The 22432-nt window shown below is 72.3% G+C and carries 17 protein-coding genes; 4 read left to right on the plus strand and 13 right to left on the minus strand.

The genetic code is table 11. The features are described from left to right. Positions 1–79: 79 nt before the first annotated feature. From ACGFR7_RS17645 to rimP, 3 genes are all read right to left on the minus strand, one after another. Positions 80–376 carry a YlxR family protein gene (locus ACGFR7_RS17645; RefSeq protein ID WP_350254394.1) on the minus strand — a complete coding sequence of 99 codons (297 nt, stop codon included), beginning with the start codon at positions 374–376 and terminating at the stop codon, positions 80–82. 137 nt (positions 377–513) lie between these two features. After that, positions 514–1506: a transcription termination factor NusA gene (gene nusA / locus ACGFR7_RS17650; protein WP_393319531.1), complete on the minus strand. Its 993-nt coding sequence runs from the start codon at positions 1504–1506 to the stop codon at positions 514–516. Positions 1507–1508: 2 nt separating this feature from the next. Then, positions 1509–2042 carry a ribosome maturation factor RimP gene (rimP, locus tag ACGFR7_RS17655; RefSeq protein ID WP_393319534.1) on the minus strand — a complete coding sequence of 178 codons (534 nt, stop codon included), beginning with the start codon at positions 2040–2042 and terminating at the stop codon, positions 1509–1511. A gap of 160 nt (positions 2043–2202) precedes the next feature. On the opposite strand from rimP, the gene ACGFR7_RS17660 reads away from it, so the two are divergent. From ACGFR7_RS17660 to ACGFR7_RS17670, 3 genes are read left to right on the plus strand one after another with little or no spacing between them, the layout of a single operon-like run. Continuing rightward, positions 2203–2763 (plus strand): hypothetical protein, encoded by a 561-nt coding sequence (locus ACGFR7_RS17660; RefSeq protein WP_393319537.1) that lies wholly within the window; start codon positions 2203–2205, stop codon positions 2761–2763. Between the two features lie 49 nt (positions 2764–2812). Next, positions 2813–3331, plus strand: a complete 519-nt coding sequence (locus ACGFR7_RS17665) for a ferritin-like domain-containing protein (protein ID WP_393319540.1) — start codon at positions 2813–2815, stop codon at positions 3329–3331. Positions 3332–3377: 46 nt separating this feature from the next. Beyond that, complete coding sequence (locus ACGFR7_RS17670; protein WP_393319543.1) at positions 3378–4289, plus strand: aminoglycoside phosphotransferase family protein; 912 nt, start codon at positions 3378–3380, stop codon at positions 4287–4289. A 125-nt stretch (positions 4290–4414) separates the two neighbouring features. On the opposite strand, the gene ACGFR7_RS17675 is transcribed toward ACGFR7_RS17670, so the two are convergent. The 10 genes from ACGFR7_RS17675 to ACGFR7_RS17720 all read right to left on the minus strand — a co-directional run bounded on the left by ACGFR7_RS17675 (position 4415) and on the right by ACGFR7_RS17720 (position 20458). Then, the gene (locus ACGFR7_RS17675) at positions 4415–6124 is read right to left on the minus strand and encodes a proline--tRNA ligase (protein WP_393319546.1); all 1710 of its coding nucleotides are present in this window, start codon (positions 6122–6124) and stop codon (positions 4415–4417) included. Between the two features lie 235 nt (positions 6125–6359). Beyond that, positions 6360–6896 carry a GNAT family N-acetyltransferase gene (locus tag ACGFR7_RS17680; RefSeq protein WP_393319550.1) on the minus strand — a complete coding sequence of 179 codons (537 nt, stop codon included), beginning with the start codon at positions 6894–6896 and terminating at the stop codon, positions 6360–6362. A gap of 24 nt (positions 6897–6920) precedes the next feature. After that, positions 6921–7766, minus strand: a complete 846-nt coding sequence (locus ACGFR7_RS17685; RefSeq protein ID WP_393319553.1) for a GNAT family N-acetyltransferase — start codon at positions 7764–7766, stop codon at positions 6921–6923. A 174-nt stretch (positions 7767–7940) separates the two neighbouring features. Further along, a complete protein-coding gene (ispG, locus tag ACGFR7_RS17690; RefSeq protein ID WP_393319555.1) occupies positions 7941–9098 on the minus strand; it encodes a flavodoxin-dependent (E)-4-hydroxy-3-methylbut-2-enyl-diphosphate synthase in 1158 nt (385 codons plus the stop codon). A gap of 173 nt (positions 9099–9271) precedes the next feature. Beyond that, positions 9272–10573: a M50 family metallopeptidase gene (locus tag ACGFR7_RS17695; RefSeq protein WP_393319558.1), complete on the minus strand. Its 1302-nt coding sequence runs from the start codon at positions 10571–10573 to the stop codon at positions 9272–9274. Then, complete coding sequence (dxr, locus tag ACGFR7_RS17700) at positions 10570–11844, minus strand: 1-deoxy-D-xylulose-5-phosphate reductoisomerase (RefSeq protein WP_393319560.1); 1275 nt, start codon at positions 11842–11844, stop codon at positions 10570–10572. The genes ACGFR7_RS17695 and dxr overlap by 4 nt, the downstream gene beginning before the upstream one ends. A gap of 150 nt (positions 11845–11994) precedes the next feature. Next, entirely contained in the window at positions 11995–13914 is a 1920-nt protein-coding gene (locus ACGFR7_RS17705) for an acyl-CoA dehydrogenase family protein (protein WP_393319563.1), read from the minus strand. Between the two features lie 530 nt (positions 13915–14444). Next, positions 14445–15905 (minus strand): aldehyde dehydrogenase family protein, encoded by a 1461-nt coding sequence (locus ACGFR7_RS17710; protein ID WP_393319566.1) that lies wholly within the window; start codon positions 15903–15905, stop codon positions 14445–14447. 396 nt (positions 15906–16301) lie between these two features. After that, positions 16302–17948, minus strand: coding sequence for a PucR family transcriptional regulator (locus tag ACGFR7_RS17715; protein ID WP_393319569.1), 1647 nt, complete (start codon positions 17946–17948; stop codon positions 16302–16304). A gap of 293 nt (positions 17949–18241) precedes the next feature. Then, positions 18242–20458, minus strand: a complete 2217-nt coding sequence (locus ACGFR7_RS17720; RefSeq protein WP_393319572.1) for an ATP-binding protein — start codon at positions 20456–20458, stop codon at positions 18242–18244. A gap of 277 nt (positions 20459–20735) precedes the next feature. On the opposite strand from ACGFR7_RS17720, the gene gabT reads away from it, so the two are divergent. Next, positions 20736–22085 (plus strand): 4-aminobutyrate--2-oxoglutarate transaminase, encoded by a 1350-nt coding sequence (gene gabT, locus ACGFR7_RS17725; protein WP_393319575.1) that lies wholly within the window; start codon positions 20736–20738, stop codon positions 22083–22085. Positions 22086–22432 lie beyond the last annotated feature (347 nt).

Raw genomic sequence — 22432 nt, forward strand, 5'->3', positions numbered from 1 at the left:
CAATCTCGACCTACTTCCGACTCGCGAGGTACCTGACCGCACGGTTTTCCGTGCGCTGTGCGTTTCGTGCTGCTGTGCGTTATTGCAACGGCGGCTGCTCGACGGGCGTCCGCTCGATGAACCGGCGCAGCGCCGTCGCGTCGAACGGTCCCCGGGCCCGGTAGGCCCGGTTGAACGCCCGGCGGCGAACCGCCAGGTCGAGGCAGACCAGTGTCGGGTGCACGTAAGCACCCCGGCCGGGCAGCGTACCGCGAGGATCGGGGACACACTCACCCTCGATCACCACGATGCGCAGCAAATCGCCCTTGGCCGCTCGCTCCCGGCATCCCAGACAGGTGCGCTCAGGGCATGCGCGGGCATGCGTCCGGCCAGACACTGCTTAAGTCTACCTCCCCGCGCCGGCCCGACCCCTATGGGGTAAAGGCGGAACGGCTGCTCAGAATTCCGGTCGGAGCGCCGCGGCACCACCGATTTTCGCCGGGCCGCGGCGCCACCGTCCGTAGTGGAACGGTCTCAGTCCTGCGGTGCGGGCTGCTCGGTGTCCGGACGGATGTCGATCCGCCAGCCCGTGAGACGGGCGGCGAGCCGGGCATTCTGCCCTTCCTTGCCGATGGCCAGTGACAGCTGGTAATCGGGGACGGTCACCCGGGCGGAGCGGGCCGCCAGGTCCACGACCTCGACCTTGCTGACCCGGGCCGGCGACAGCGCGTTCGCCACCAGCTCGGCCGGGTCGTCCGACCAGTCCACGATGTCGATCTTCTCACCGTGCAGCTCGGCCATCACGGCGCGCACCCGGCCGCCCATCGGGCCGATGCAGGCGCCCTTGGCGTTCAGGCCGGAGCGGGCGGACCGTACCGCGATCTTGGTGCGGTGACCGGCCTCGCGGGCGATGGCGGAGATCTCCACCGAGCCGTCCGCGATCTCCGGGACCTCCATCGCGAAGAGCTTCTTCACCAGATTGGGGTGGGTGCGCGACAGCGTCACGGACGGGCCGCGGACCCCCTTGGCCACCCGGACGACGTACGAGCGCAGCCGGGTGCCGTGCGCGTAGTCCTCGCCGGGGACCTGCTCCTGCACCGGCAGCATGGCCTCCATCGGGCCGATGTCCACCAGCACGTTCTTGGGGTCCTTGCCCTGCTGGACGACGCCGGTGATGACATCGCCCTCACGCCCGGCGAACTCGCCGAAGGTGATCTCCTCCTCGGCGTCCCGCAGCCGCTGCAGGATGACCTGCTTGGCGGTGGTCGCCGCGATCCGCCCGAAACCGGAGGGGGTGTCGTCGAAGTCGCGGGGCTCGGCGCCTTCCTCCAGGTCCTCCGGATCCTCCTTCGCCCACACCGTCACATGGCCGGTGTTGCGGTCCAGCTCCACCCGCGCCCGCCGGCGGCTGCCCTCGGTGCGGTGGTAGGCAATGAGGAGGGCCGACTCGATCGCCTCGACCAGCAGGTCGAACGAGATCTCCTTCTCCCGCACCAGTCCCCGCAGGGCACTCATGTCGATATCCACGGCTACGCCTCCTCCTTGTTCTCGTCGATCTTCTCGTCGTGTTGCGCGTCACGCTTGTCGGACTTGCGGTTGAACTCCAGCTCGACACGCGCCTTGGCGATCTCGTCGAAGGAGACCCGGCGGGTGGTCGGCTTGCGGCCCTTGACACCCGGCACCTCGAGGTCCAGCCCCGAGTCGTCGACGGCGGTGATCCGTGCCACCAGCTCGCCGCCCTCGTGGAGTTGGGCCTTGATGAGGCGGCCGACGGCGCGGCGGTAGTGCCGCAGCTCGGTCAGCGGGCGGTCGGCGCCGGGAGAGGTCACCTCAAGGGTGTACGGGGCGCCGCCCATCACATCGGAGTCGTCCAGGACCTGCGAGGCCTCACGGCTCAGCTCGGCACACTCGTCCAGCTGGACGCCCTCGTCGGAATCGACCACGATCCTCAGCACCCGCCGCTTGCCTGCCGGTGTCACCTCGATCTCTTCCAGATCCAGGTCTCGCGCGGCGACGAGCGGTTCAAGCAATCCGCGCAGCCTCTCGCTCTGGGTCGTGCTCATCCGGGTGACTCCTCGGCCGCGTGTGCTGTTGTGGGTGGGTCGCGTGTCGGCTCAAAGCCTATCGGTTCCGGCGGGGTACTGACGATTCGGTGGGTGGTCACGGATACTCTCGCCTGCGGTGATCACGACGAAAGACCCCGGGAAGTGCAACGTGCCGAAAGTGGCGCTCACACGCAGAAGGACCCTGCTGGCCGGCGCCGCCCTCGGGGGCGTGGCGCTGCTCACCGGCTGCTCGGAGGACGACGGCCCCGACCGGACCGAACACTCCCGTGCCGCCGACCGGCTGCGCGGGCGCTCCGCCCGCGACAGCACGACCCTGCTGGCGCGTTACGACGCCACGCTGGCCGCGCATCCGGCGCTGGAGTCACGGCTGCGCCCGCTGCGCTCCGAAGTCGCCCGGCACGCCGAGGCGTTCACCGGCGAGCGGGCCGCCCCCTCCCCCGGCGGCGGGGCAGGCGGCGGGGACGGCGACGGCCCGGCGCGCGATGCCGGCGCGCCCGCTTCCGGTCCCGCTCCGCACGGCTCCCGGCGGCCGTCCGACCCCCAGGTCCCCCGGGACGAGCGGGCTGCACGGACCGCCCTGGCCGACGCCGAACGCAAGCTCGCCGACGTCCGTACCAAGGCCCTGACCGCCGCGCCCCCCGAGTTGGCCCGGCTGCTCGCCTCGGTCGCGGCGGCCGGCGCGGCGCATGCGTATCTGCTGACGGAGCCGGCCGGATGACGGGCAGGGCAGCACGGCCAGGAGCGGCGACCGGCGAAGGGGTGAGCGGATGAGGGCCACAGCGGTGCACGGCAGGAACGGGCGCGAGGACGCGGACGGCGGGCACGACGAGCTGATCGCGGTGCAGGCGGCGCTGGCCGCCGAGCATGCGGCGGTCTACGGCTACGGCGTGGTCGGCGGGCGGGTCTTCGGCGACCGGCGGAAGGAGGCGCAGGCCGCGTACGACGGGCATCGTGCGCGCCGGGATGCGCTGCGCCGCGAGGTGCGCGACCTGGGCGGTACCCCGCGGGCCGCGGCGGCCGCCTACGAGCTGCCCTTCCCGGTCCCGGACGCGGCCGCCGCCCTCCGGCTGGCGGCGGAGCTGGAGGACCGGCTGGCCGCCGTCTACGCGGATCTCGTACGGGCCGGTGCCGCGGCCCGGCGCACCGAGGCGGCGGCCGCGCTGCGCGAGGCAGCGGTGCGGGCGGTGCGCTGGCGCGGCAGCGGCGTAGCCTTCCCTGGGCTCGTGGAGCGGGCCGCGGCCGCCACCGGGTCCGGCGCCGCGAGCGCTTCCGCGGGCGCGCTCTGAACGACCGCCCGCGGCGGTCACGGCCCGGGAAGGGGACAGCTCAAGCATGGCAACGGCACCCGTCGAACCGCCGCAGCGGTTGGTGAGTTCGCTGAGCGGCGATCCGGAAAGTCCCGCACGGCAGTGGCTCGCTGCGCTGCCGACGCTGGTTCAGCAGCGGCTGGAGGCCTGGGATCTGACGCTGGAGCGGGTGCAGGCCCCCGGTGGGCGCAGCAGTCTGGTCGCCCTCGTACGGCAGAAGGACCAGTCGCCCGCCGCGCTGAAGTTCCCGGTGCCCGGGCGGGTGTCCGGGCACGAGGGGGCGGCGCTGGAGGTCTGGGACGGCTGGGGCGCGGTACGGCTGCTGCGGTCCGATGCCACCAGCGGTGCGCTGTTGCTGGAGCGGCTGCAGGGCGGTGTGTCGCTGCGGTCGCTGCCGGAGGCCAAGGCGCTGCTGGAGGCAGCCGGTACGGTGCGGCGGCTGTGGGTACCGGCGGCCCCGGAGCATCCCTTCGAGACGCTGGCCGGGCGTACCGAGGAGGCCGCGGAGGCACTGCGGACGGCCGGGGCGCTGTCCGAGCCGGCCGCACCGCTGGTGGAGCAGGCACTGGAGCTGCGACGCGCCCTTCCGGAGGGGTCCGACGAGCGGTTCGTGCTGCACGGCGCGTTCCGGCAGGGCAAGGTGCTGGCCGGTGAGCGGGCGCCCTGGCTGGCGGTCGGCCCGTCGCCGGTGGTGGGCGAGCGGGCATACGACCTGGCGTCCCTGGTGCTGGACCGGTTCGAGGATCTGGCGGCCGGGTCGGGCGCGGCTGCCGCGGCCCGCCGCAGGGTGGCCAAGCTGGCCGACTCCCTGGAGGTGGACCGGGACCGGCTGCGCGACTGGACGCTGTACCGGGCGGTGGACACCGGTGTACGGGAGGTGGCGGTGGGCGACCGGCAGCGCGGCGAGCTGCTGTTGGAGTTCGCGGCCTGGCTGTAGGGGCCTGGTCGTGGCGGCTGGCTGTAGCGGCCTGGCTGTAGGGGGTGGCTCCCCCGGTGTGACGGACGAACGGGCCGGCCGCCGGGGTGTGTGCCCGGCGGCCGGCCCGTTCGTTCGTGCGGTGGTTACGCGCCGAGGCGGGCCACGGCCTCCTCGACCGTCAGCTCCTCGCGCTCGCCGGTGCGGCGGTCCTTGACCTCGACGACGCCCTCGGCGGCGCGGCGGCCCGCGACGACGATGGTCGGCACGCCGAGCAGTTCGGCGTCGGTGAACTTCACGCCGGGCGAGACGCCCGCCCGGTCGTCGACGAGGACCCGCAGGCCCGCGGCGCCGAGCTGTTCGCCGACCTCCAGGGCGAGCTCGGTCTGCTTGGCCTTGCCGGCCGCGACGACGTGCACATCGGCCGGGGCGACCTCGCGGGGCCAGCACAGGCCCTTCTCGTCATTGGTCTGCTCGGCGAGGGCGGCCACCGCGCGGGAGACGCCGATGCCGTACGAACCCATGGTGACCCGCGCGGGCTTGCCGTTCTGGCCGAGCACATCGAGCTCGAAGGCGTCCGCGTACTTGCGGCCGAGCTGGAAGATGTGGCCGATCTCGATGGCGCGGTCGATCTTCAGGCCGGTGCCGCACTCCGGGCAGGGGTCACCGGGCTCGACGACGACCACGTCGAGGTAGTCGTCAACCTCGAAGTCCCGGCCGGCGACGACGTTCCTGGCGTGCTTGCCCTCCTTGTTGGCGCCGGTGACCCAGGCGGTGCCGGGGGCGATACGCGGGTCGGCGATATAGCGGAACGCCTTGCCGGCCAGTCCCTGCGGGCCGACGTAGCCGCGGACCAGCTCGGGGCGGTCGGTGAAGTCCTCGGCGGTGACCAGCTCGACGGTGGCCGGTGCCAGGTGCTCGCCGAGCTTGCCGAGGTCGACCTCGCGGTGGCCGGGGACACCGACCGCGACGATCTCGCCGTCGACCTTGACCAGGAGGTTCTTCAGGGTCGCCGAGGCCGGTACGCCAAGGTGCGCGGCGAGGGTCTCGATGGTCGGGGTGTCGGGGGTGTCCAGCTCCTCGACGGGGCCGTGCGCCGAGCCGTCGGCGGCCTCGACCTTGACCGTGACGGCCTCGGTGTTGGCGGCGTAGTCGCAGGCCGGGCAGTCGACGAAGGTGTCCTCACCGGCGGCGGCGGGGGCCAGGAACTCCTCGGAGGCGGAGCCCCCCATCGCGCCGGAGACGGCGGAGACGATGCGGTAGTCCAGGCCGAGCCGCTGGAAGATCTTGGTGTAGGCCTCGCGGTGCAGGGCGTAGGACTGCTCCAGGCCCTCGTCGGTGGTGTCGAAGCTGTACGAGTCCTTCATCTGGAACTCGCGGCCGCGCAGCACACCGGAGCGGGGGCGGGCCTCGTCGCGGTACTTGGTCTGGATCTGGTAGAGGATCACCGGCAGGTCCTTGTAGGACGTGCACTGGTCCTTGACCGTGAGGGTGAAGATCTCTTCGTGGGTGGGGCCGAGGAGGTAGTCGGCGCCCTTGCGGTCCTTGAGGCGGAAGAGCAGGTCGCCGTACTCCTCCCAGCGGCCGCTGGCCTCGTAGGGCTCCTTGGGCAGCAGGGCCGGCAGCAGGACCTCCTGGCCGCCGATGGCGTCCATCTCCTCGCGCACGACGCGGGAGACGTTCTCCAGGACCTTCTTGCCCAGCGGCAGCCACGTCCAGATGCCGGCGGAGGAGCGGCGGACGTACCCGGCGCGGACGAGCAGCTTGTGGCTGGCGGTCTCGGCGTCGGCCGGGTCGTCGCGCAGTGTCTTGATCATCAAGCGGGACATGCGCTGGACCTGTGCGGCGTGGGCCATGGAAGTTTCTCCTGCGTAAGAAAGGTGACTCCCTGGAGGTTAGCCGTAGGGGTCTCTCCCGCGGAAATGCGATACCGCTGCGGTTGGGCTTCCTTCCCGCGTTTCCGGCTGTCCCGGCGTGCGGGTTCCTCTTGTTTCGCCTGCGGCGGGCCAGGTCCGCTGCGCGGGGCCGTGGGTGCGGTGAAGAAAGTGAATGCGAGTGGGGGCGTGCCCCTGTTGTCCCCTGGGGGGCCGTTCAGGCGCGCTTCAGAGGGAGAGGGGCACCCATGACGGCGTACGGCGTGGGGGCGCTCGGGAACAGGACGCGGCGGGCGATGTCCTGGTAGCCGAGGGAGCGGTAGAGGCGGCGGGCGGGGCTTTCGGTGTCGATGGCGGAGAGGATGGAGCGTGGCTGGGCGGCGCCGTCGGTGATGCGGGTGATCAGTGTCCGGCCGATGCCGCGGTGCTGGTAGTCGGGGTGGACGTGCAGCTCGGTGATGGTGAAGGAGTCGTCGAGCCAGTGGTCCAGGCCCTCGTTGCGGAGGTAGGGCTCGACGACGGTGGACCACCAGTGGGCGCGGTCGTTGGGCATGCCGTAGACGAAGCCGACCAGCCGGCCTGCGGGGGTGGTGGCGCCGAGGGCGCGGGCGCCGGGGCAGGTGAGGTGACGGAGCACGATGTGCCGGCGGACGGCGGTCTCCTCGGCGCTCAGGCCGAACGCGACTGCCTGGACGGCCAGTGCGTCGTCCACGCGGGCAGCGAGATCAAGCGGGCCGACCGCGACGTCATCCATGCTCGGAGCGTACAAGGCGGCGGGTCAGAACAGCACGCTCATGAACGCGCCGACTTCCTCGAAGCCCACCCGCCGGTAGGAGGCCCGGGCTGCGGTGTTGAAGTCGTTGACGTAGAGGCTGACGACGGGCGCGACGTCGTTGAGGGCGTAGCGCAGCACGGCGGCCATACCGGTCTCGGACAGGCCCTTGCCGCGGTAGGCGGGGTCGACCCACACACCCTGGATCTGGCAGGCCTGCTGGGTGGCGGCGCCGATCTCGGCCTTGAAGATGACCTTGCCGTTCTCGATACGGGCGAAGGAGCGGCCGGAGCCGACGAGTTCGGCGACCCGGGCCTGGTAGAGAAGCCCGCCGTCGCCGGCCATCGGGGAGATGCCGACCTCTTCGGTGAACATGGCCACGCACGCGGGCATGATCAGGTCCATCTCGTTCTTGCGGATCCGCCGGACGTACGGATCGGGGGCGATCTCGGCGGCCGGCGCGGTGGTGACCATCAGCGGCTGGTGGGCGCGGATCTCGCGGGCCGGCCCCCAGGACGGCTCCAGGAGCGACCACAGCTCGGCGGTGGACTCCGCGGGGCCGACGATGGAGGAGCAGCGGCGGCCCTGGCGGCGGGCGCGTTCGGCGAAGCCGCGGACGGCTTCGGGGGTGGCGCAGACCGGGACGAGGTTGGCGCCGGCGTAACACAGCGACTCCAGGCGGCCGCCGACGTACCAGCCCCACATCTCGCCGCCCAGCCGCCAGGGGTCGAGGCCGGCGACCTGGACGCGGGCGGCGACGAAGGCGTTGGCGACCGGGTCGCGGTCCAGGACCGCGAGCGCATCGTCGAGGTCCCCGGGCTCGAGGACCTTGATGGTGGTGGTCGTCAGCACGTGTCGGAAAGCCTCACCGTTACGGGCCTGGGAGGCCAGGCGGGAGCAGGTTCTGGCACTTTACCTCCACCTGCGCGGGAGCACCCGGGCGCCGGGGACGGATTGTCCCGGGCAGCTGCGAGCCCCGCGGCCCGGTGCGGGCGGCGGGGCTCGGGGACCGCGGGCGGCGCCGGGTCAGCCGGCGACGGCCACGGTCGGCTCGCCGGAGGCGATGCCGTCCTTCTCCATCTGCTCGGCGATCTTCATGGCCTCTTCGATGAGGGTCTCCACGATCTTCGATTCGGGGACGGTCTTGATGACCTCGCCCTTGACGAAGATCTGTCCCTTGCCGTTGCCGGAGGCGACGCCGAGGTCGGCCTCGCGGGCCTCGCCGGGGCCGTTGACGACACAGCCCATGACGGCGACGCGCAGCGGCACCTCCATGCCGTCCAGGCCCGCGGTGACCTCGTCGGCGAGCTTGTAGACATCGACCTGGGCGCGGCCGCAGGAGGGGCAGGAGACGATCTCCAGCCGGCGCTGGCGCAGGTTGAGCGACTCCAGGATGGAGATGCCGACCTTGACCTCTTCGGCGGGCGGCGCGGAGAGCGAGACGCGGATGGTGTCGCCGATGCCCTCGCTGAGCAGTGCGCCGAAGGCGACGGCGGACTTGATGGTGCCCTGGAAGGCGGGGCCGGCCTCCGTGACACCGAGGTGGAGGGGGTAGTCCGACTGGGCGGCGAGCTGGCGGTAGGCGTTGACCATCACGACCGGGTCGTTGTGCTTGACCGAGATCTTGATGTCGCGGAAGCCGTGCTCCTCGAAGAGGGACGCCTCCCACAGCGCGGACTCGACCAGCGCCTCGGGGGTGGCCTTGCCGTACTTCTGCAGCAGGCGGCGGTCCAGGGAGCCGGCATTGACCCCGATCCGGATCGGGGTGCCGGCGTCGGAGGCCGCCTTGGCGATCTCCTTGACCTTGTCGTCGAACTGCTTGATGTTGCCGGGGTTGACGCGGACCGCGGCACAGCCGGCGTCGATCGCGGCGAAGACGTACTTCGGCTGGAAATGGATGTCCGCGATGACCGGAATCTGCGACTTCCGGGCGATCACCGGCAGCGCGTCGGCGTCGTCCTGCGTCGGGCAGGCGACCCGGACGATCTGGCAGCCGGAGGCCGTCAGCTCGGCGATCTGCTGCAGTGTGGCACCGATATCGGACGTCCGCGTGGTCGTCATCGACTGCACCGAGACCGGTGCGTCTCCGCCCACGGCGACCGGGCCGACCTGGATCTTGCGGCTGACCCGGCGGTCGGCAAGTTTGGTCGGTACGTCCGGCATTCCCAGTGAAATGGCAGTCATCTGGCGAGCAACCCCAAGGTGTGGATCTAGGCCCCGCAACGGCGGGCTCCGGTCTTCGAGATTACGTCACGGGCGTTGCGATGAGCACATCGCGCCCCTGTGCCGCCACGAAAGGAGACGGCCGGACACCTCCAAACGCCACGGAGGTGCCCGGCCGCCGCCAAACGTGCTTTCTAGGTCAGCTTCACCGGGTTCACCACGTCGGCGACGAGCACCAGCAGCGTGAAGCAGATGAAGATCCCGGCGACGACGTAGGCGACCGGCATCAGCTTGGCCACGTCGAAGGGGCCGGGGTCGGGACGCCGGACGATCTTGGCGAAGGCCCGCCGGACGGACTCCCACAGGGCGCCGGCGATGTGCCCGCCGTCCAGCGGCAGCAGCGGCAGCATGTTGAACAGGAACAACGAGAGGTTGAAGCCGGCGACCAGGAAGAGCATGGTCGCCACCCGCTGCTCCGGCGGGATGTGCAAGGAGAAGACCTCGCCGCCGACCCGGGCCGCGCCGACCACGCCCATCGGGGAGTCCTGCTTGCGCTCGCCGCCGTTGAAGGCCGCGTCCCACAGGTCCGGGACCTTCGCGGGGAGGCTTATCAGCGAGGAGACGCCCTGCTCGACCATGTTGCCCATGCGGTCGACGGACTGGCCGAAGGACTGCTGGATGACACCGCTGGCCGGGGTGAAGCCGAGGAATCCGGCGGTGACGAACTGTCCGGGGACATAGCCGCCGTGGCCGTCGGTCTTGGCGACCTTGTTCTCGATCAGGTCGGCGTGCAGCGTCTGCCGTGCGCCGTGCCGCTCGACGACGAGGGTGGCGGGACCCGTGGTGTCGCGGATCTGCTGCTGCAGGGCGCCCCAGTCCGGGACGGCGTGGCCGTTGAACGAGACGATCTTGTCGCCGGCGCGCAGGCCCGCGGCCTTGGCCGGGGAGTCCTTGGCGCCGTGCGGGCACTTGTCGGTCTTGGCGGCGGCCGAGATGACACAGTCCGAGACGGAGCCGACCGAGGTCGTCTGGGTGTTGATGCCGAAGCCCATCAGCACGCTCATGAAGATCACGACCGCCAGGATCAGATTCATGAACGGCCCGGCGAACATCACGATGACGCGCTTCCAGGGCTTGCGGGTGTAGAAGAGCCGCTTCTCGTCGCCGGGCTGCAGCTCCTCGAAGGCCGCCGAGCGGGCGTCCTCGATCATGCCGCGGAACGGCGAGGTGGAGCGGGCCTGCAGCTTTCCGTCGTCGCCGGGCGGGAACATCCCGATCATGCGGATGTAGCCGCCGAGCGGAACGGCCTTGATGCCGTACTCGGTGTCGCCCTTCTTACGGGAGAAGACCGTCGGCCCGAAGCCCACCATGTACTGCGGCACGCGGATACCGAACAGCTTGGCCGTGGAGAGGTGACCGAGCTCGTGCCAGGCAATGGAGAACAGCAGACCGACGACGAAGACGACTATGCCGAGGATGGTCATCCAGGTCGTCATGCGCGAGCCTCCGAAGGTGTCCGTGCCGCACGGGCGGCCAGTTCGCGGGCGCGGGCGCGCGCCCAGGTTTCCGCCTCGAGGACGTCGGCAACCGTCAGGGAAGTTCCCCTGGCCGGCGTCCCGTGCTCGGAGACCACTGCGGCGACCGTATCCACAATCCCTGTGAAGGGCAGCCCGCCCTGGAGGAACGCGTCCACGCATTCCTCGTTCGCGGCGTTGAAGACGGCGGGGGCGGTGCCGCCCAGATCACCGACGTGGCGGGCCAGCGGGACGGAGGGGAAGGCCTCCTCGTCCAGCGGGAAGAACTCCCAGGTCTGCGCCTTCGTCCAGTCCACGCCCGGTGCGGCGTCCGGGACCCGCTCGGGCCAGCCGATGCCCAGCGCGATCGGCATCCGCATATCGGGCGGGCTGGCCTGGGCGAGGGTGGAGCCGTCGGTGAACTCCACCATCGAGTGGATGTAGGACTGCGGGTGGACGGCGACCTCGATGCGGTCGAACGGCACGTCGAAGAGCAGATGCGCCTCGATGACCTCCAGGCCCTTGTTGACGAGGGTCGCGGAGTTGATGGTGACGACCGGGCCCATCGACCAGGTGGGGTGGGCGAGTGCCTGCTCGGGCGTGACCGCGGCCAGCTCCCGCTTCGTACGGCCGCGGAACGGGCCGCCGGAGGCGGTGACCACGAGCTTGCGGACCTCGGCGCGCTCGCCGCCGGCCAGCGCCTGGAAGAGCGCGGAGTGCTCGGAGTCGACGGGGATGATCTGGCCGGGCGCGGCGACGGCCTTGACCAGCGGGCCGCCGACGATCAGCGACTCCTTGTTGGCGAGTGCCAGCACCCGGTCCGCCTTCAGGGCGGCCAGGGTCGGGGCGAGCCCGATGGAGCCGGTGATGCCGTTGAGGACGGTGTGGCAGGGGGAGGCGGCCAGCTCGGTGGCCGCGTCGGGGCCGGCCAGGATCTCGGGCAGCGGCTCGCCCGCGCCGTAGCGGTCGGCCAGCGCGGTGCGCAGCGCGGGCACCGCGTCCTCGCGCGCCACGGCCACGGCGCTCACCCGCAGCTGGTGCGCCTGGTCGGCGAGCAGCTCGACCCGGCCGCCGGCCGCGGAGAGCGCGGTCACCCGGAACCGGTCGGGGTTGCGCAGCACGATGTCGATCGCCTGCGTGCCGATCGACCCGGTCGAGCCGAGGATGACGAGGGAACGGGGGCCGCTCGGGCCGTCGGAATCGGCGGCGGCCGGCTCGAAGCGCAGATGCGGGTGGGCGAGGGAGTCCGTCATGTGGTCCATTGTGGCCGGTCGCCGGGGGGCCGCGGACACCCAGGGCGGGTCATGCCGATCATGCGTGCCCGCTCAGCGCTGTGGGCCGCATGCCCCGGGGCCGGTCCGGGCTTCCGGACCGGCCCCGGGGTGCGGAAAGCCGCGGGCCGCTCAGCGAACGGGCCGCCGGACGTTGTCCGTCCGGCTCGGGCCCGGGGTGGCATCGGCGATCCAGGGGCCGTCGCCGCTGGGGTCGATCATGCCCTCCTCCAGCCAGGTGTAGCTGCCGTCGAGGACCCCGTCGACGACCTTGCGGTCGAGTTCGTCGGTGTTGCTCCACAGCCGGCCGAACAGCTCCTCGACGCGGATCCGCGCCTGCCGGCAGAACACGTCGGCCAGCTGCTGCGCCTCGCGGCCGTGATCACCGGTCTCGGTCAGGTACTCGGCCCGTACGCAGGCGGCGCTCATCGCGAAGAGTTCGGCGCCGATGTCCACGATCCGGCCGAGGAAGCCCTGTTTGGTCTCCATCCGGCCCTGCCAGCGGGACATCGCGTAGAAGGTGGAGCGGGCGAGCTTGCGGGAGGTCCGCTCGACGTAGCGCAGATGGCCGGCCAGCTGTCCGAACTCCTGGTAGGTGCGCGGGAGCTGGCCGGGCCCCGCGACGAGTTTGGGCAGCCAGCGGGCGTAGAACCCACCGGCCTTGGCCGCCGCCCGGCCCTTGTCGGCGAGCGACTTGTCGGGGTCGATGAGGTCCCCGGCGACCGACAGGTGGGCGTCCACCGCCTCGCGGGCGATCAGCAGGTGCATGATCTCCGTGGAGCCCTCGAAGATCCGGTTGATGCGCATATCGCGGAGCATCTGCTCGGCGGGGACGGCGCGTTCGCCGCGGGCGGCGAGCGAGGGGGCGGTCTCGTAGCCGCGCCCGCCGCGGATCTGGACCAGCTCGTCGGCCATCAGCCAGCCCATCTCGGAGCCGTACAGCTTGGCGAGGGCGGCTTCGATGCGGATGTCGTTGCGGTTCTCGTCGGCCATCTGGGAGGAGAGGTCGACGACCGCTTCGAGGGCGAAGGTGGTGGCGGCGATGAAGGAGATCTTGGCGCCGACGGCCTCGTGCTTGGCGACCGGCCTGCCCCACTGCTCACGGGCCGCGGACCACTCCCGGGCGATCTTCAGGCACCACTTGCCGGAGCCGACGCACATCGCGGGCAGCGAGAGCCGGCCGGTGTTGAGGGTGGTGAGGGCGATCTTCAGGCCGGCGCCCTCGGGGCCGATCCGGTTGGCGGCGGGGACGCGTACCTGGTGGAAGCGGGTCACGCCGTTCTCCAGGCCGCGCAGGCCCATGAAGGCGTTGCGGTTCTCGACCGTGATGCCGGGCGAGTCGGCCTCGACGACGAAGGCCGTGATGCCTCCCTTGTTCCCTTCGGAGGCGGGCACCCGCGCCATCACCACCAGCAGGTCGGCGACCACCCCGTTGGTGGTCCACAGCTTGACCCCGTCGAGGATGTAGTCCGTGCCGTCCGGGACCGCCAGGGTCGCCAGCCGGGCGGGGTCCGAGCCGACGTCGGGTTCGGTGAGCAAGAACGCCGAGATGTCCGTACGGGCACAGCGCGGCAGGAAGGTCTCCTTCTGCTCCTTGGTGCCGAACAGCTTCAGCGGCTGCGGTACGCCGATCGACTGGTGCGCGGAGAGCAGCGCGCCGATGGCGGGGCTGGCGGTGCCGACCAGGGACAGGGCGCGGTTGTAGTAGACCTGGGTGAGTCCGAGGCCGCCGTACTTCGCGTCGATCTTCATGCCGAACGCGCCGAGCTCCTTGAGCCCGTGCACGGTCTCGTCCGGAATCTTTCCCTCCCGCTCGATCCGGGCGCTGTCGATCTCGCTCTCGCAGAAGTCGCGCAGCGTGGCGAGGAACTTCTCGCCACGGCGTACGTCGTCGACCGCGGGGGTGGGGTGCGGATGGATGAGGTCGAGCCGGAAGCGCCCCAGGAACAGTTCCTTGGCGAAGCTGGGCTTGCGCCAGTCCTGCTCGCGGGCCGCCTCGGCGACCTGGCGTGCTTCGCGCTCGGAAACGTTGCGGATGGATGGAGCGGTCATCAGGAGCTCACCTCGCCGCGGGATCGGGAGTTCAGCGCCGGCGGGCCGGTCGGCCGCTGGACAGCGCTACTTGTGAGAGTTACCCGATCCGCGCGGGTTGCACCACGGGAGGTGGCGGGAGAGAGCCGCACGGAAGGTCACTCCATGCCAAGTGGGACATACCCCCCTGGCACCGGCCCGGGGCCGCTCGCCGCCCTCCGCCGTTCGGGGGGTACGGCATACCGCGCTGGTTGTACACGGGGCCCCTGCACCTCCCCCGGGGGACCGCCGCGACTCCCTCTCAGACAGGAGGAAGGGAGGGCCCCGTGCCGCTTACCGTCAAGATCCGGCATGACGGGAGAGGTGATGCCGGAAACGGGGGACGCGGCGCGCTCCGGAAACAGGGTGCCGGAGCGCGCCGCGTCGAGGGCCGGCGCCGGGGCGCCGGCCGGGTCCGGTTGGTGTGACGGCCCAAGGGACGGCCGCCGCTGTCCACCTGTCCGGACCAGGTCGGATCGGATCGGATCGGATCGGATCGGATCGGGCGGAGGTTACAGCGCGAGGCCGGTGAGGACCAGCACACGCTCGTAGGTGTAGTCGTCCATCGCGAACCGCACGCCCTCGCGGCCCACACCGGACTGCTTGACGCCGCCGTACGGCATCTGGTCGGCACGGTAGGACGGCACATCGCCGACGATCACGCCGCCGACCTCCAGCGCGCGGTGGGCGCGGAAGGCGGTCTGGACGTCATGCGTGAACACGCCGGCCTGAAGGCCGAACTTGGAGTCGTTGACGGCCGCGAAGGCCTCCGCCTCCCCGTCGACCTTCTTGAGGGTGAGCACCGGGCCGAAGGCCTCCTCGCAGGCGAGGGTGGCGTCGGCGGGCACGTTCTCCAGCACGGTCGGCGCGTAGGAGGCGCCGTCGCGCTTTCCGCCCGCGAGCAGCTTCGCGCCGCGCTCCACGGCCTCGTCGACCCAGCTCTCGACGCGCTTGGCGGCGTTCTCGTCGACCAGCGGGCCGACCTCGGTCGCGTCGTCCGACGGGTCGCCGGTGACCTGTGCCTCGACGGCCGCCACGATCTTGGGCACCAGACGGTCGTAGACGGAGGCGTCGGCGATCACCCGCTGCACCGAGATGCAGGACTGACCGCCCTGGTAGTTGGAGAAGGTGGCGATGCGCTGCGCCGCCCAGTCCAGGTCCGCCTCGGAGGAGAAGTCCGGCAGGACGACGGCCGCGCCGTTGCCGCCGAGCTCCAGCGTGCAGTGCTTGCGCGGCACCGAGTCGAGGATCGCGTAACCGACCTTCTCGGAGCCGGTGAAGGAGACGACCGGCAGCCGCTCGTCCCGGACCAGCGCCGGCATCCGGTCGTTGGGCACCGGGAGGATCGACCAGGAACCGGCCGGCAGCTCGGTCTCGGCCAGCAGCTCGCCGAGGATCAGGCCGGAGAGCGGGGTGGCCGGCGCCGGCTTGAGGAGGATCGGGGCGCCGGCCGCGATGGCCGGGGCGATCTTGTGGGCGCAGAGGTTCAGCGGGAAGTTGAACGGGGCGATGCCCAGGACCGTGCCGCGCGGGAAGCGGCGGGTCAGGGCGAGCCGGCCGGCGCCGCCCGCGTCGGTGTCCAGGCGCTGCGCCTCGCCGCCGTTGAAGCGGCGGGCCTCCTCGGCGGCGAACCGGAACACGGAGATCGCCCGGCCGACCTCGCCGCGCGCCCACTTCATGGGCTTGCCGTTCTCCGCGGAGATCAGCCGGGCGATCTCCTCCGTACGCTCCACCAGCCGGCGGTGCACATGGTCCAGCGCGGCGGCCCGCACATGCGCGGGGGTCGCGGCCAGCTCGTCCTGGACCGCGACGGAGGCGGCGATGGCCTCCTCGACCTGGGCCTCGGTGGGGACGCTCACCGTGCCGACGAGGCGTCCGTCCCAGGGAGAGGTGACGTCGAAGGTGGCCTCGCCGGTGGCCTCGCGGCCGGCGAGCCAAAAGGCGGTGGGGGCTGCATCAGTGGGGATCGGCACAGTGGAACCCGGCCCTTCAGAAGTGGTGGGTGATGCGCATGGCTCAGGGAGCGGCTCTGCGGTTTTGACTCGGGATCCACGGTAGGGGTGCGGCGGCGCCGTGGCGTTTGTCCGAAGCGTAGTAATCGGTGGGGCCGTCTCTCCGTGGTGGAGGGGAGCGTACGGGCTACGTACGGGGCGCGGTGGAGAGAGGCGAGGGGGCGTACGGAGCGCGGCGGAGAAGGTGTCCGGACCGCGGCGGAGAAGGTGTCCGGACCGCGGCGGAGGAGGTGTCCGGACCGCCGTGGAGAAGGTGTCCGGACCGCGTGGAGGGGGCGGAGGGAGCGTACGGGCGCGGTGCAGGGGACGTACGGAGCGCCTGCCGGCAGGCCGGCCCTCACTCCCCCTGGGAACGAGCTACTCCCCCGGTGCGCCCGACGTCGCCTTGAGCGCCAGCCACAGCTCCATCCGGACATCCGCGTCGTCCAGCGAGCGGCCCAGGATCTCCTCCACCCGCCGCATCCGGTAGCGCAGGGTGTGGCGGTGTACGCCCAGGTCGGCGGCGGCCGCGTCCCACTGGCCGTGCCGGGCGAGCCAGGCGCGCAGCGAGGCCACCAGATCACCGCGGCCCCGGGCGTCGTGCTCCCGCAGCGCCCGCAGCAGCCCGTCCGCGAAGGCGCGGACGGCGTCGTCGGCGAGCAGCGGCAGCACGGAACCGGCCGCCACGTCCTCGGGCTCGACCAGCGCACGGCCGCGCCGGCGGGCCACCGACAGCGCCTGCTCGGCCTGGCGGTAAGCGTTCGCGGCGGCCATCGGCCCGGTCGGCGCCGACAGTCCGACGGCCACCCGCTCCGTGTGACCCGCCTCGGCCCGCCCCGCCCGGCCACGCGACCGCGGCTGCGCACCGGTGCGGGCCTCGGCCGCGGCGGCGTACGCCGCACAGGCGTCCGCGGCCGCCCCGCCGTCCGCCACCAGCACGATCAGCCGGCTGCCGTCCGGCACCGCGAGCACCGCCTCACCGGTCCGCGCGGCCGCGGAGTCCATCGCATCGGCAAGCCCGTCGAGGACGCCCGATGCCCCGACGCCCGCGGCCGGCGCCGACGCCTGCTCCTCGCCGGCCACCGCCTCCGCGACCACCATCCGGAACGGCGCGTCCAGCAGCCCGCCGTAGAGCCGGCCCGCCACCGCCCGTGCATGGTCCGGCTCCCCCGCGAGCAGCATCTTGAGCACCGCGGCACCGAGCCGCTGCTCGGCGTCCTGAAGCGCCCGGGACCGCTCGGTGGTCAGGGTGAGCAGCGCGACCGCGGAGTGCACGGCATAGCGCTCGGCCGTGCCGAGCGGCGCACCGGTCCCGACCGCGAGCACACCGCGGGCCCGGCGCCCGGTGCCCAGTGACTGCAGTTCGACCCGGTCGTCGCCGTCGGTGTCGCTGACGACCGAGCTGGCGGGAGCGGGCCGCTCGCGCAGCCGCCCGACGTCGTCGGCGAGCCGGGCCGCGCGGCGGGCCGCCCAGTCGGGGGCGGCGGCCACCACCGCGCCCGACGCGTCGTAGAGCGCGGCCCAGCCGTCCAGGTGCGCCGCGAGCCGGGCCAGCAGTTCGGCCGGCCCCTCGGCGCTGAGCGCCGCCCGGGTCAGCTCCCGCTGCGCCTCGAACCCCGCGGTCACCGCGCGGTACTGGTCGGCGGCGACGGCGGCCGAGACCGCCTTGCTGATCGCGATGAACGGGGTCCTGCGAGGCACCCCGAGCAGCGGCAGCCCCTGCTCCCCGGCCGCCTCCACCAGTGCCTGCGGAACGCCCTCGTAATTGACCCCGACCGCGAATCCCAGCCCGACGACCCCGGCCTCCGCGACCCGCCGCACATACCTGCGGGTCGCCTCGGCGTCCTCCGCGTCCAGCTTGAGCGCGGTGATCAGCAGCAGTTCCCCGCCCTCCATATAGGGCACCGGATCGATCAGCTCACTGGCGTGCGCCCAGCGCACCGGCACCTCCAGCCGCCCCTCCCCCGCGAGCACGGTCAGCTTGAGCGCGGTGTGGTTGACCAGGGAAGCGAGGGTGTGCGGCATGGAACCTTCATGGCGTCGACGACTGCGAGGAACGACCGGCCGGCAACCGGCCACCGACCGGCCACCGACCGGTCACAGACCGATTCTTTACGCCGCCTCGTATGAACGGCCACTGCCGATTCTGCCTCAGCGGAGGAATCCGGGGGAGCTCCGCTCCGGCCAAATCCACCCGGCCCGGCGAGCACGGGCCCCCGACGAGGGGCGACGGGGCCTTGCCACCCCCGTCGCCCCACCGACCACCGACCGACCACCGACCGATCACCGACCGGCCGGCCGACCGGCGCCCACCGCCCTCAGGACCGCAGATCCACCAGCACCGGCGGCGCATGCTCCCCGGCCACCGAGGTCACGGAGAGGACCGCATGACCGGGGGGAACGGCATTGGCGAGATCAGAGGCGGACCACCGCTCGCGCTCCACGGTGCGCACGGTGACGGCCTTGGCGGTGACCGCCTTGCCGGTGACCAGGTGACGAAAGAGGTGGAACGCCTTCATCGCGGCACCCTCCGCAATGATCTGACGGTCCGTGACATCACGGGTCTCCACCCACTCCTTGCCCCACACCTCGGCGAACCGGGCGCCGTCCCACGTCGTCACGCCCGCGAACGCCATCCGGCAGCCGACGGTGCCCAGCAGCGTGCCGCGCAGCGCATCGGGGATGTCGTCCAAAGAGCGCAGCGTCAGCACCGCGCCGGCGTTCGCCGAGCGCAGCCGCTGCAGACCGCGCAGCGCCTCGGCCGTGATCGTGTGGGCGGCCTCGTCGAGCACCAGACAGGCGAACAACGAGCGGTCGGCGCGGGCCACCGCACACTCGGTGAACTGCGCCAGAACTAGCCGGGCGAGGATCCGTGACGCTTCCGCGTGACCGCGCTCGGGCAATTCGATACGGACCCGCAGCGGATGGTCGAGGGCGCGCAGGGAGACCTGGCGGGTTCCTCCCGTGGGGTCGAAGAACGCGGCGAAGGCGGGCCGGTCCAGGAGGGCGAGGCGGTCGGCGAGGAGCACGCCGGGATCGCCGGGGCGCTCCGACTGGCGCACCCGGGCGTCGAGTTCGCGCAGCAGGGTCTGAGCGCCGCCGTCCTGCAGGGCGGTGCGCAGCGCGGACATCGCCGAGGGGGCGCCGTCCAGCAGTTCGCGCAGCTCAGGAACGGTGGGGAAGCGGTCATGGGCGGCGCGGAAGGGGCCGAGCAACTGGGCCAGCGCGGTCGCCGCGCGTCGGCTGTCACCGCCCGGCAGTTGCCCGGCGAGATCGCCGACCAGTGCCTCTGCCAGGATCCCGGCCGCCTCGTCGGGGTCCGTCGTGCCGCCGTACAGGTCGAGGTCGCAGTCCGGATCCGGGCGGCCGACCCTGACCACCACGTCGAACGCCTCGTCAGGACCGAGGTCGGAACCGGCCGGTCCGACGGCGATCACCGCGGACTGTCCGGCCAGCGCCTGCAGACACATCGACTCCACCACCGGCTTGACGACCCGGGTGGTCTTACCGCTGCCGGCGGGCCCGACCGCCAGCAGCGAGGTGCCCAACACCCCCGGATCCAGCGCGCATCCGGCGCCGCGGTGCTGATACGGGTTGCGCTGGTGGTCGGCGGCGGTGCCGATACGGACCTGGTGGGCGAGCAGATCGTGGTGGGCGGTCCGCCGCGGCAGGTCGCGCCGCCCGGAGGGATGCGCACAGGCCGCCGCCCCGTGCCGGAGCACGGTGTCGGTGAAGGAGGCCAGGGAGTTCTTGCCGGACCGCACCGAGCGCCAGGCGCGCTCGATCCTGGCCACGTCCACATCGTTCATCCGGCCGGCCCGCGCCTCGGCGGTGAGCTTGTCGGCGGCGTCCGCTGCGCCGTGTGCCCGCAGGTCGGGCCACTGCGCGCGGTCAGCGGCGGGCTGGGGCCTGGGCACGGCGGGGCCGCGGCTGCGGAAGCGGCCGAGGACCGGTGCCAGGAAGCGGCGGACGAGTTCCGGCCAGCGGCCCATACGGCCGAAGACGACGACCAGAAGCGCCAGCACCAGCCCGTAGTAGAGATAGGTGGCCCAGACGTAGACCATCTTGTCGCCGCCGGCCGACCGCCAGGAGTCCGGGGTGAGCAGCAGCAGCGGCCAGAGCCAGTAACCGCCGAGGTATCCGTTCCACAGCAACGACCACAGCAGCCACCCGCACAGGAACGAGATCACCGCGCCGATGATGAGCTGCCGTCCGGGGACCCGGTCGGACTCCTGCGCGGGACGGGGCCGGTGACCGTAGGTCCAGACGCCGGGCGCGGCGCCCGGACGCGGGGTACGCAGCCAGCTCAGCAGCGCCGGTTCCAAGGCCGCGGAGCCACGGGGCGCGGCGCCCGGCGGGGTGGCGGGCATGGTCGGCACGGTCGGCGGGGCGGCGGGCGGTGGCGGGGTGCGCGGCCCGGCGGCCGGCGGGGCGGGCGGTGCCGCGGGGCGCGGTACCGCGGGTTCGGGTCGGTGCGCTCCGTCCGGCCGCTGGGGAGCGGTGTGCTGTGCGTCGTGCGTGCCCTCGGTGTCCATCCGGTGCCCCTTGTCCCCCTTGAGCCGTGGCCTGCTGCGTCCTGGTGCCGCCGGCCGCGTCGTGCGGACGCGGTGCCATTGTCATGCCCGCGCTGGTGTCCGCCGCTGCCGGGCGCGCCGCCGCACAATCTACTGGCCGCGGCCCGCCGCTATGTCCGGTGCGGACAACGCAACACGCGCACTTCTCCCGAACGGAACATGCCAGACCCGCCCGGCCGCCCCTAGCCTGCGAGAACAACACCTCTGTACGTCCCCCGTTCCACTCCAGGAGACTGCCATGACCGAACTGTCCGGAGGCCCGGCCCTCCCCCAGGAGCGTCGCGTCGTCACCGCGATCCCCGGCCCGAAGTCGCAGGAGCTGTGGGCCCGTAAGCAGGCCACGGTGGCCGCCGGCGTCGGCGCCGTGCTGCCCGTGTTCGTCAAGCGCGCGGGCGGCGGCGTCCTGGAGGACGTGGACGGGAACTCGCTGATCGACTTCGGCTCCGGCATCGCGGTGACCTCGGTGGGCAACAGCGCGGAGGCGGTCGTCCGCCGGGCCACCGCACAGCTCCAGGCTTTCACCCACACCTGCGCCATGGTCGCGCCGTACGAGCCGTACATCGAGGTCTGTGAGCTGCTGGCCGAGCTGACGCCGGGCGACCACGCGAAGAAGTCGGCGCTGTTCAACTCCGGCGCGGAGGCGGTGGAGAACGCCGTCAAGATCGCCCGTGTGCACACCAAGCGCCAGGCCGTCGTCGTCTTCGACCACGGCTACCACGGCCGGACGAACCTGACGATGGCGCTCACGTCCAAGAACATGCCGTACAAGCACGGCTTCGGCCCGTTCGCGCCCGAGGTCTACCGCGTCCCGGTGGCCTACCCCTACCGCTGGCTGACCGGCCCGGAGAACTGTGCGCAGGAGGCCGCCGACCAGGCCATCTCGCAGATCACCAAGCAGATCGGCGCGGAGAACGTCGCGGCGATCATCATCGAGCCGGTGCTCGGCGAGGGCGGCTTCATCGAGCCGGCCAAGGGCTTCCTGCCCGCGATCGCGAACTTCGCGAAGGAGAACGGCATCGTCTTCGTCGCGGACGAGATCCAGTCCGGCTTCTGCCGTACCGGCCAGTGGTTCGCGTGCGAGGACGAGGGCATCGTCCCGGACCTGATCACGACGGCCAAGGGCATCGCGGGCGGCCTGCCGCTGGCCGCGGTCACCGGCCGCGCCGAGATCATGGACGCCGCGCACGCGGGCGGCCTGGGCGGCACCTACGGCGGCAACCCCGTGGCCTGCGCCGCGGCGCTGGGCTCGATCGAGACCATGCGCGAGCAGGACCTCAACGCCAAGGCCCGCCGGATCGGCGAGGTCATGAAGGCCCGGCTGAACGCGATCGCGGAGAAGTACGACATCGTCGGCGAGGTCCGCGGCCGCGGCGCGATGATCGCGATCGAGCTGGTCAAGTCCGGTTCCAAGGACCCCGACCCGGAGGCCACCGCCGCGCTGGCCAAGGCCTGCCACCAGGAAGGCCTGCTCGTCCTGACCACCGGTACGTACGGCAACGTGCTGCGCTTCCTGCCGCCGCTGGTCATCGGCGAGGACCTGCTGGGCGAGGGTCTGGACATCCTCGAAGGCGCCTTCGCCTCGCTCTGAGGCGGCACGCAACGGACGCCCGCGGACACGACGACGGGGCGGCAAGAACCCCGGCGCGGCCCGGGACACGGCTTCTCCCGTGTCCCGGGCCGCGCCCGCGCCCGTTCGTCCCGGGCCGCGCCCGTTCATCCGGAGGGAAAGGCCTGCGCGGTGGCGCGCGGCGGTGCGCGGCGGTGCGCGGCGGTGCGCCGTGACCGGCCACGGTCCGCCGTGACCGGCCACGGTCCGCCGCGATCCGCCGCGATCCGCCGAGATCCGCGGTTGCCCTCGGCGCCCGCCGACGCTCCGGGGCCGCGCCCGCTTCGTACCCGTGGACGCGCCTTGGCCGCCCCCGTGGACGCGCCGGA

The sequence above is a fragment of the Streptomyces sp. NPDC048516 genome (genome assembly GCF_043199875.1).
Lineage (GTDB): Bacteria > Actinomycetota > Actinomycetes > Streptomycetales > Streptomycetaceae > Streptomyces.

What these genes read in the sequence shown, in the direction of transcription:
- rimP (WP_393319534.1), bottom strand. Translation starts at nt 2,042, where the DNA reads ATGAGCACGACCCAGAGCGAGAGGCTGCGCGGATTGCTTGAACCGCTC.
- ACGFR7_RS17665 (WP_393319540.1), top strand. Translation starts at nt 2,813, where the DNA reads ATGAGGGCCACAGCGGTGCACGGCAGGAACGGGCGCGAGGACGCGGAC.
- ACGFR7_RS17670 (WP_393319543.1), top strand. Translation starts at nt 3,378, where the DNA reads ATGGCAACGGCACCCGTCGAACCGCCGCAGCGGTTGGTGAGTTCGCTG.
- ACGFR7_RS17675 (WP_393319546.1), bottom strand. Translation starts at nt 6,124, where the DNA reads ATGGCCCACGCCGCACAGGTCCAGCGCATGTCCCGCTTGATGATCAAG.
- ACGFR7_RS17680 (WP_393319550.1), bottom strand. Translation starts at nt 6,896, where the DNA reads ATGGATGACGTCGCGGTCGGCCCGCTTGATCTCGCTGCCCGCGTGGAC.
- ispG (WP_393319555.1), bottom strand. Translation starts at nt 9,098, where the DNA reads ATGACTGCCATTTCACTGGGAATGCCGGACGTACCGACCAAACTTGCC.
- ACGFR7_RS17695 (WP_393319558.1), bottom strand. Translation starts at nt 10,573, where the DNA reads ATGACGACCTGGATGACCATCCTCGGCATAGTCGTCTTCGTCGTCGGT.
- dxr (WP_393319560.1), bottom strand. Translation starts at nt 11,844, where the DNA reads ATGACGGACTCCCTCGCCCACCCGCATCTGCGCTTCGAGCCGGCCGCC.
- ACGFR7_RS17705 (WP_393319563.1), bottom strand. Translation starts at nt 13,914, where the DNA reads ATGACCGCTCCATCCATCCGCAACGTTTCCGAGCGCGAAGCACGCCAG.
- ACGFR7_RS17715 (WP_393319569.1), bottom strand. Translation starts at nt 17,948, where the DNA reads ATGCCGCACACCCTCGCTTCCCTGGTCAACCACACCGCGCTCAAGCTG.
- ACGFR7_RS17720 (WP_393319572.1), bottom strand. Translation starts at nt 20,458, where the DNA reads ATGGACACCGAGGGCACGCACGACGCACAGCACACCGCTCCCCAGCGG.
- gabT (WP_393319575.1), top strand. Translation starts at nt 20,736, where the DNA reads ATGACCGAACTGTCCGGAGGCCCGGCCCTCCCCCAGGAGCGTCGCGTC.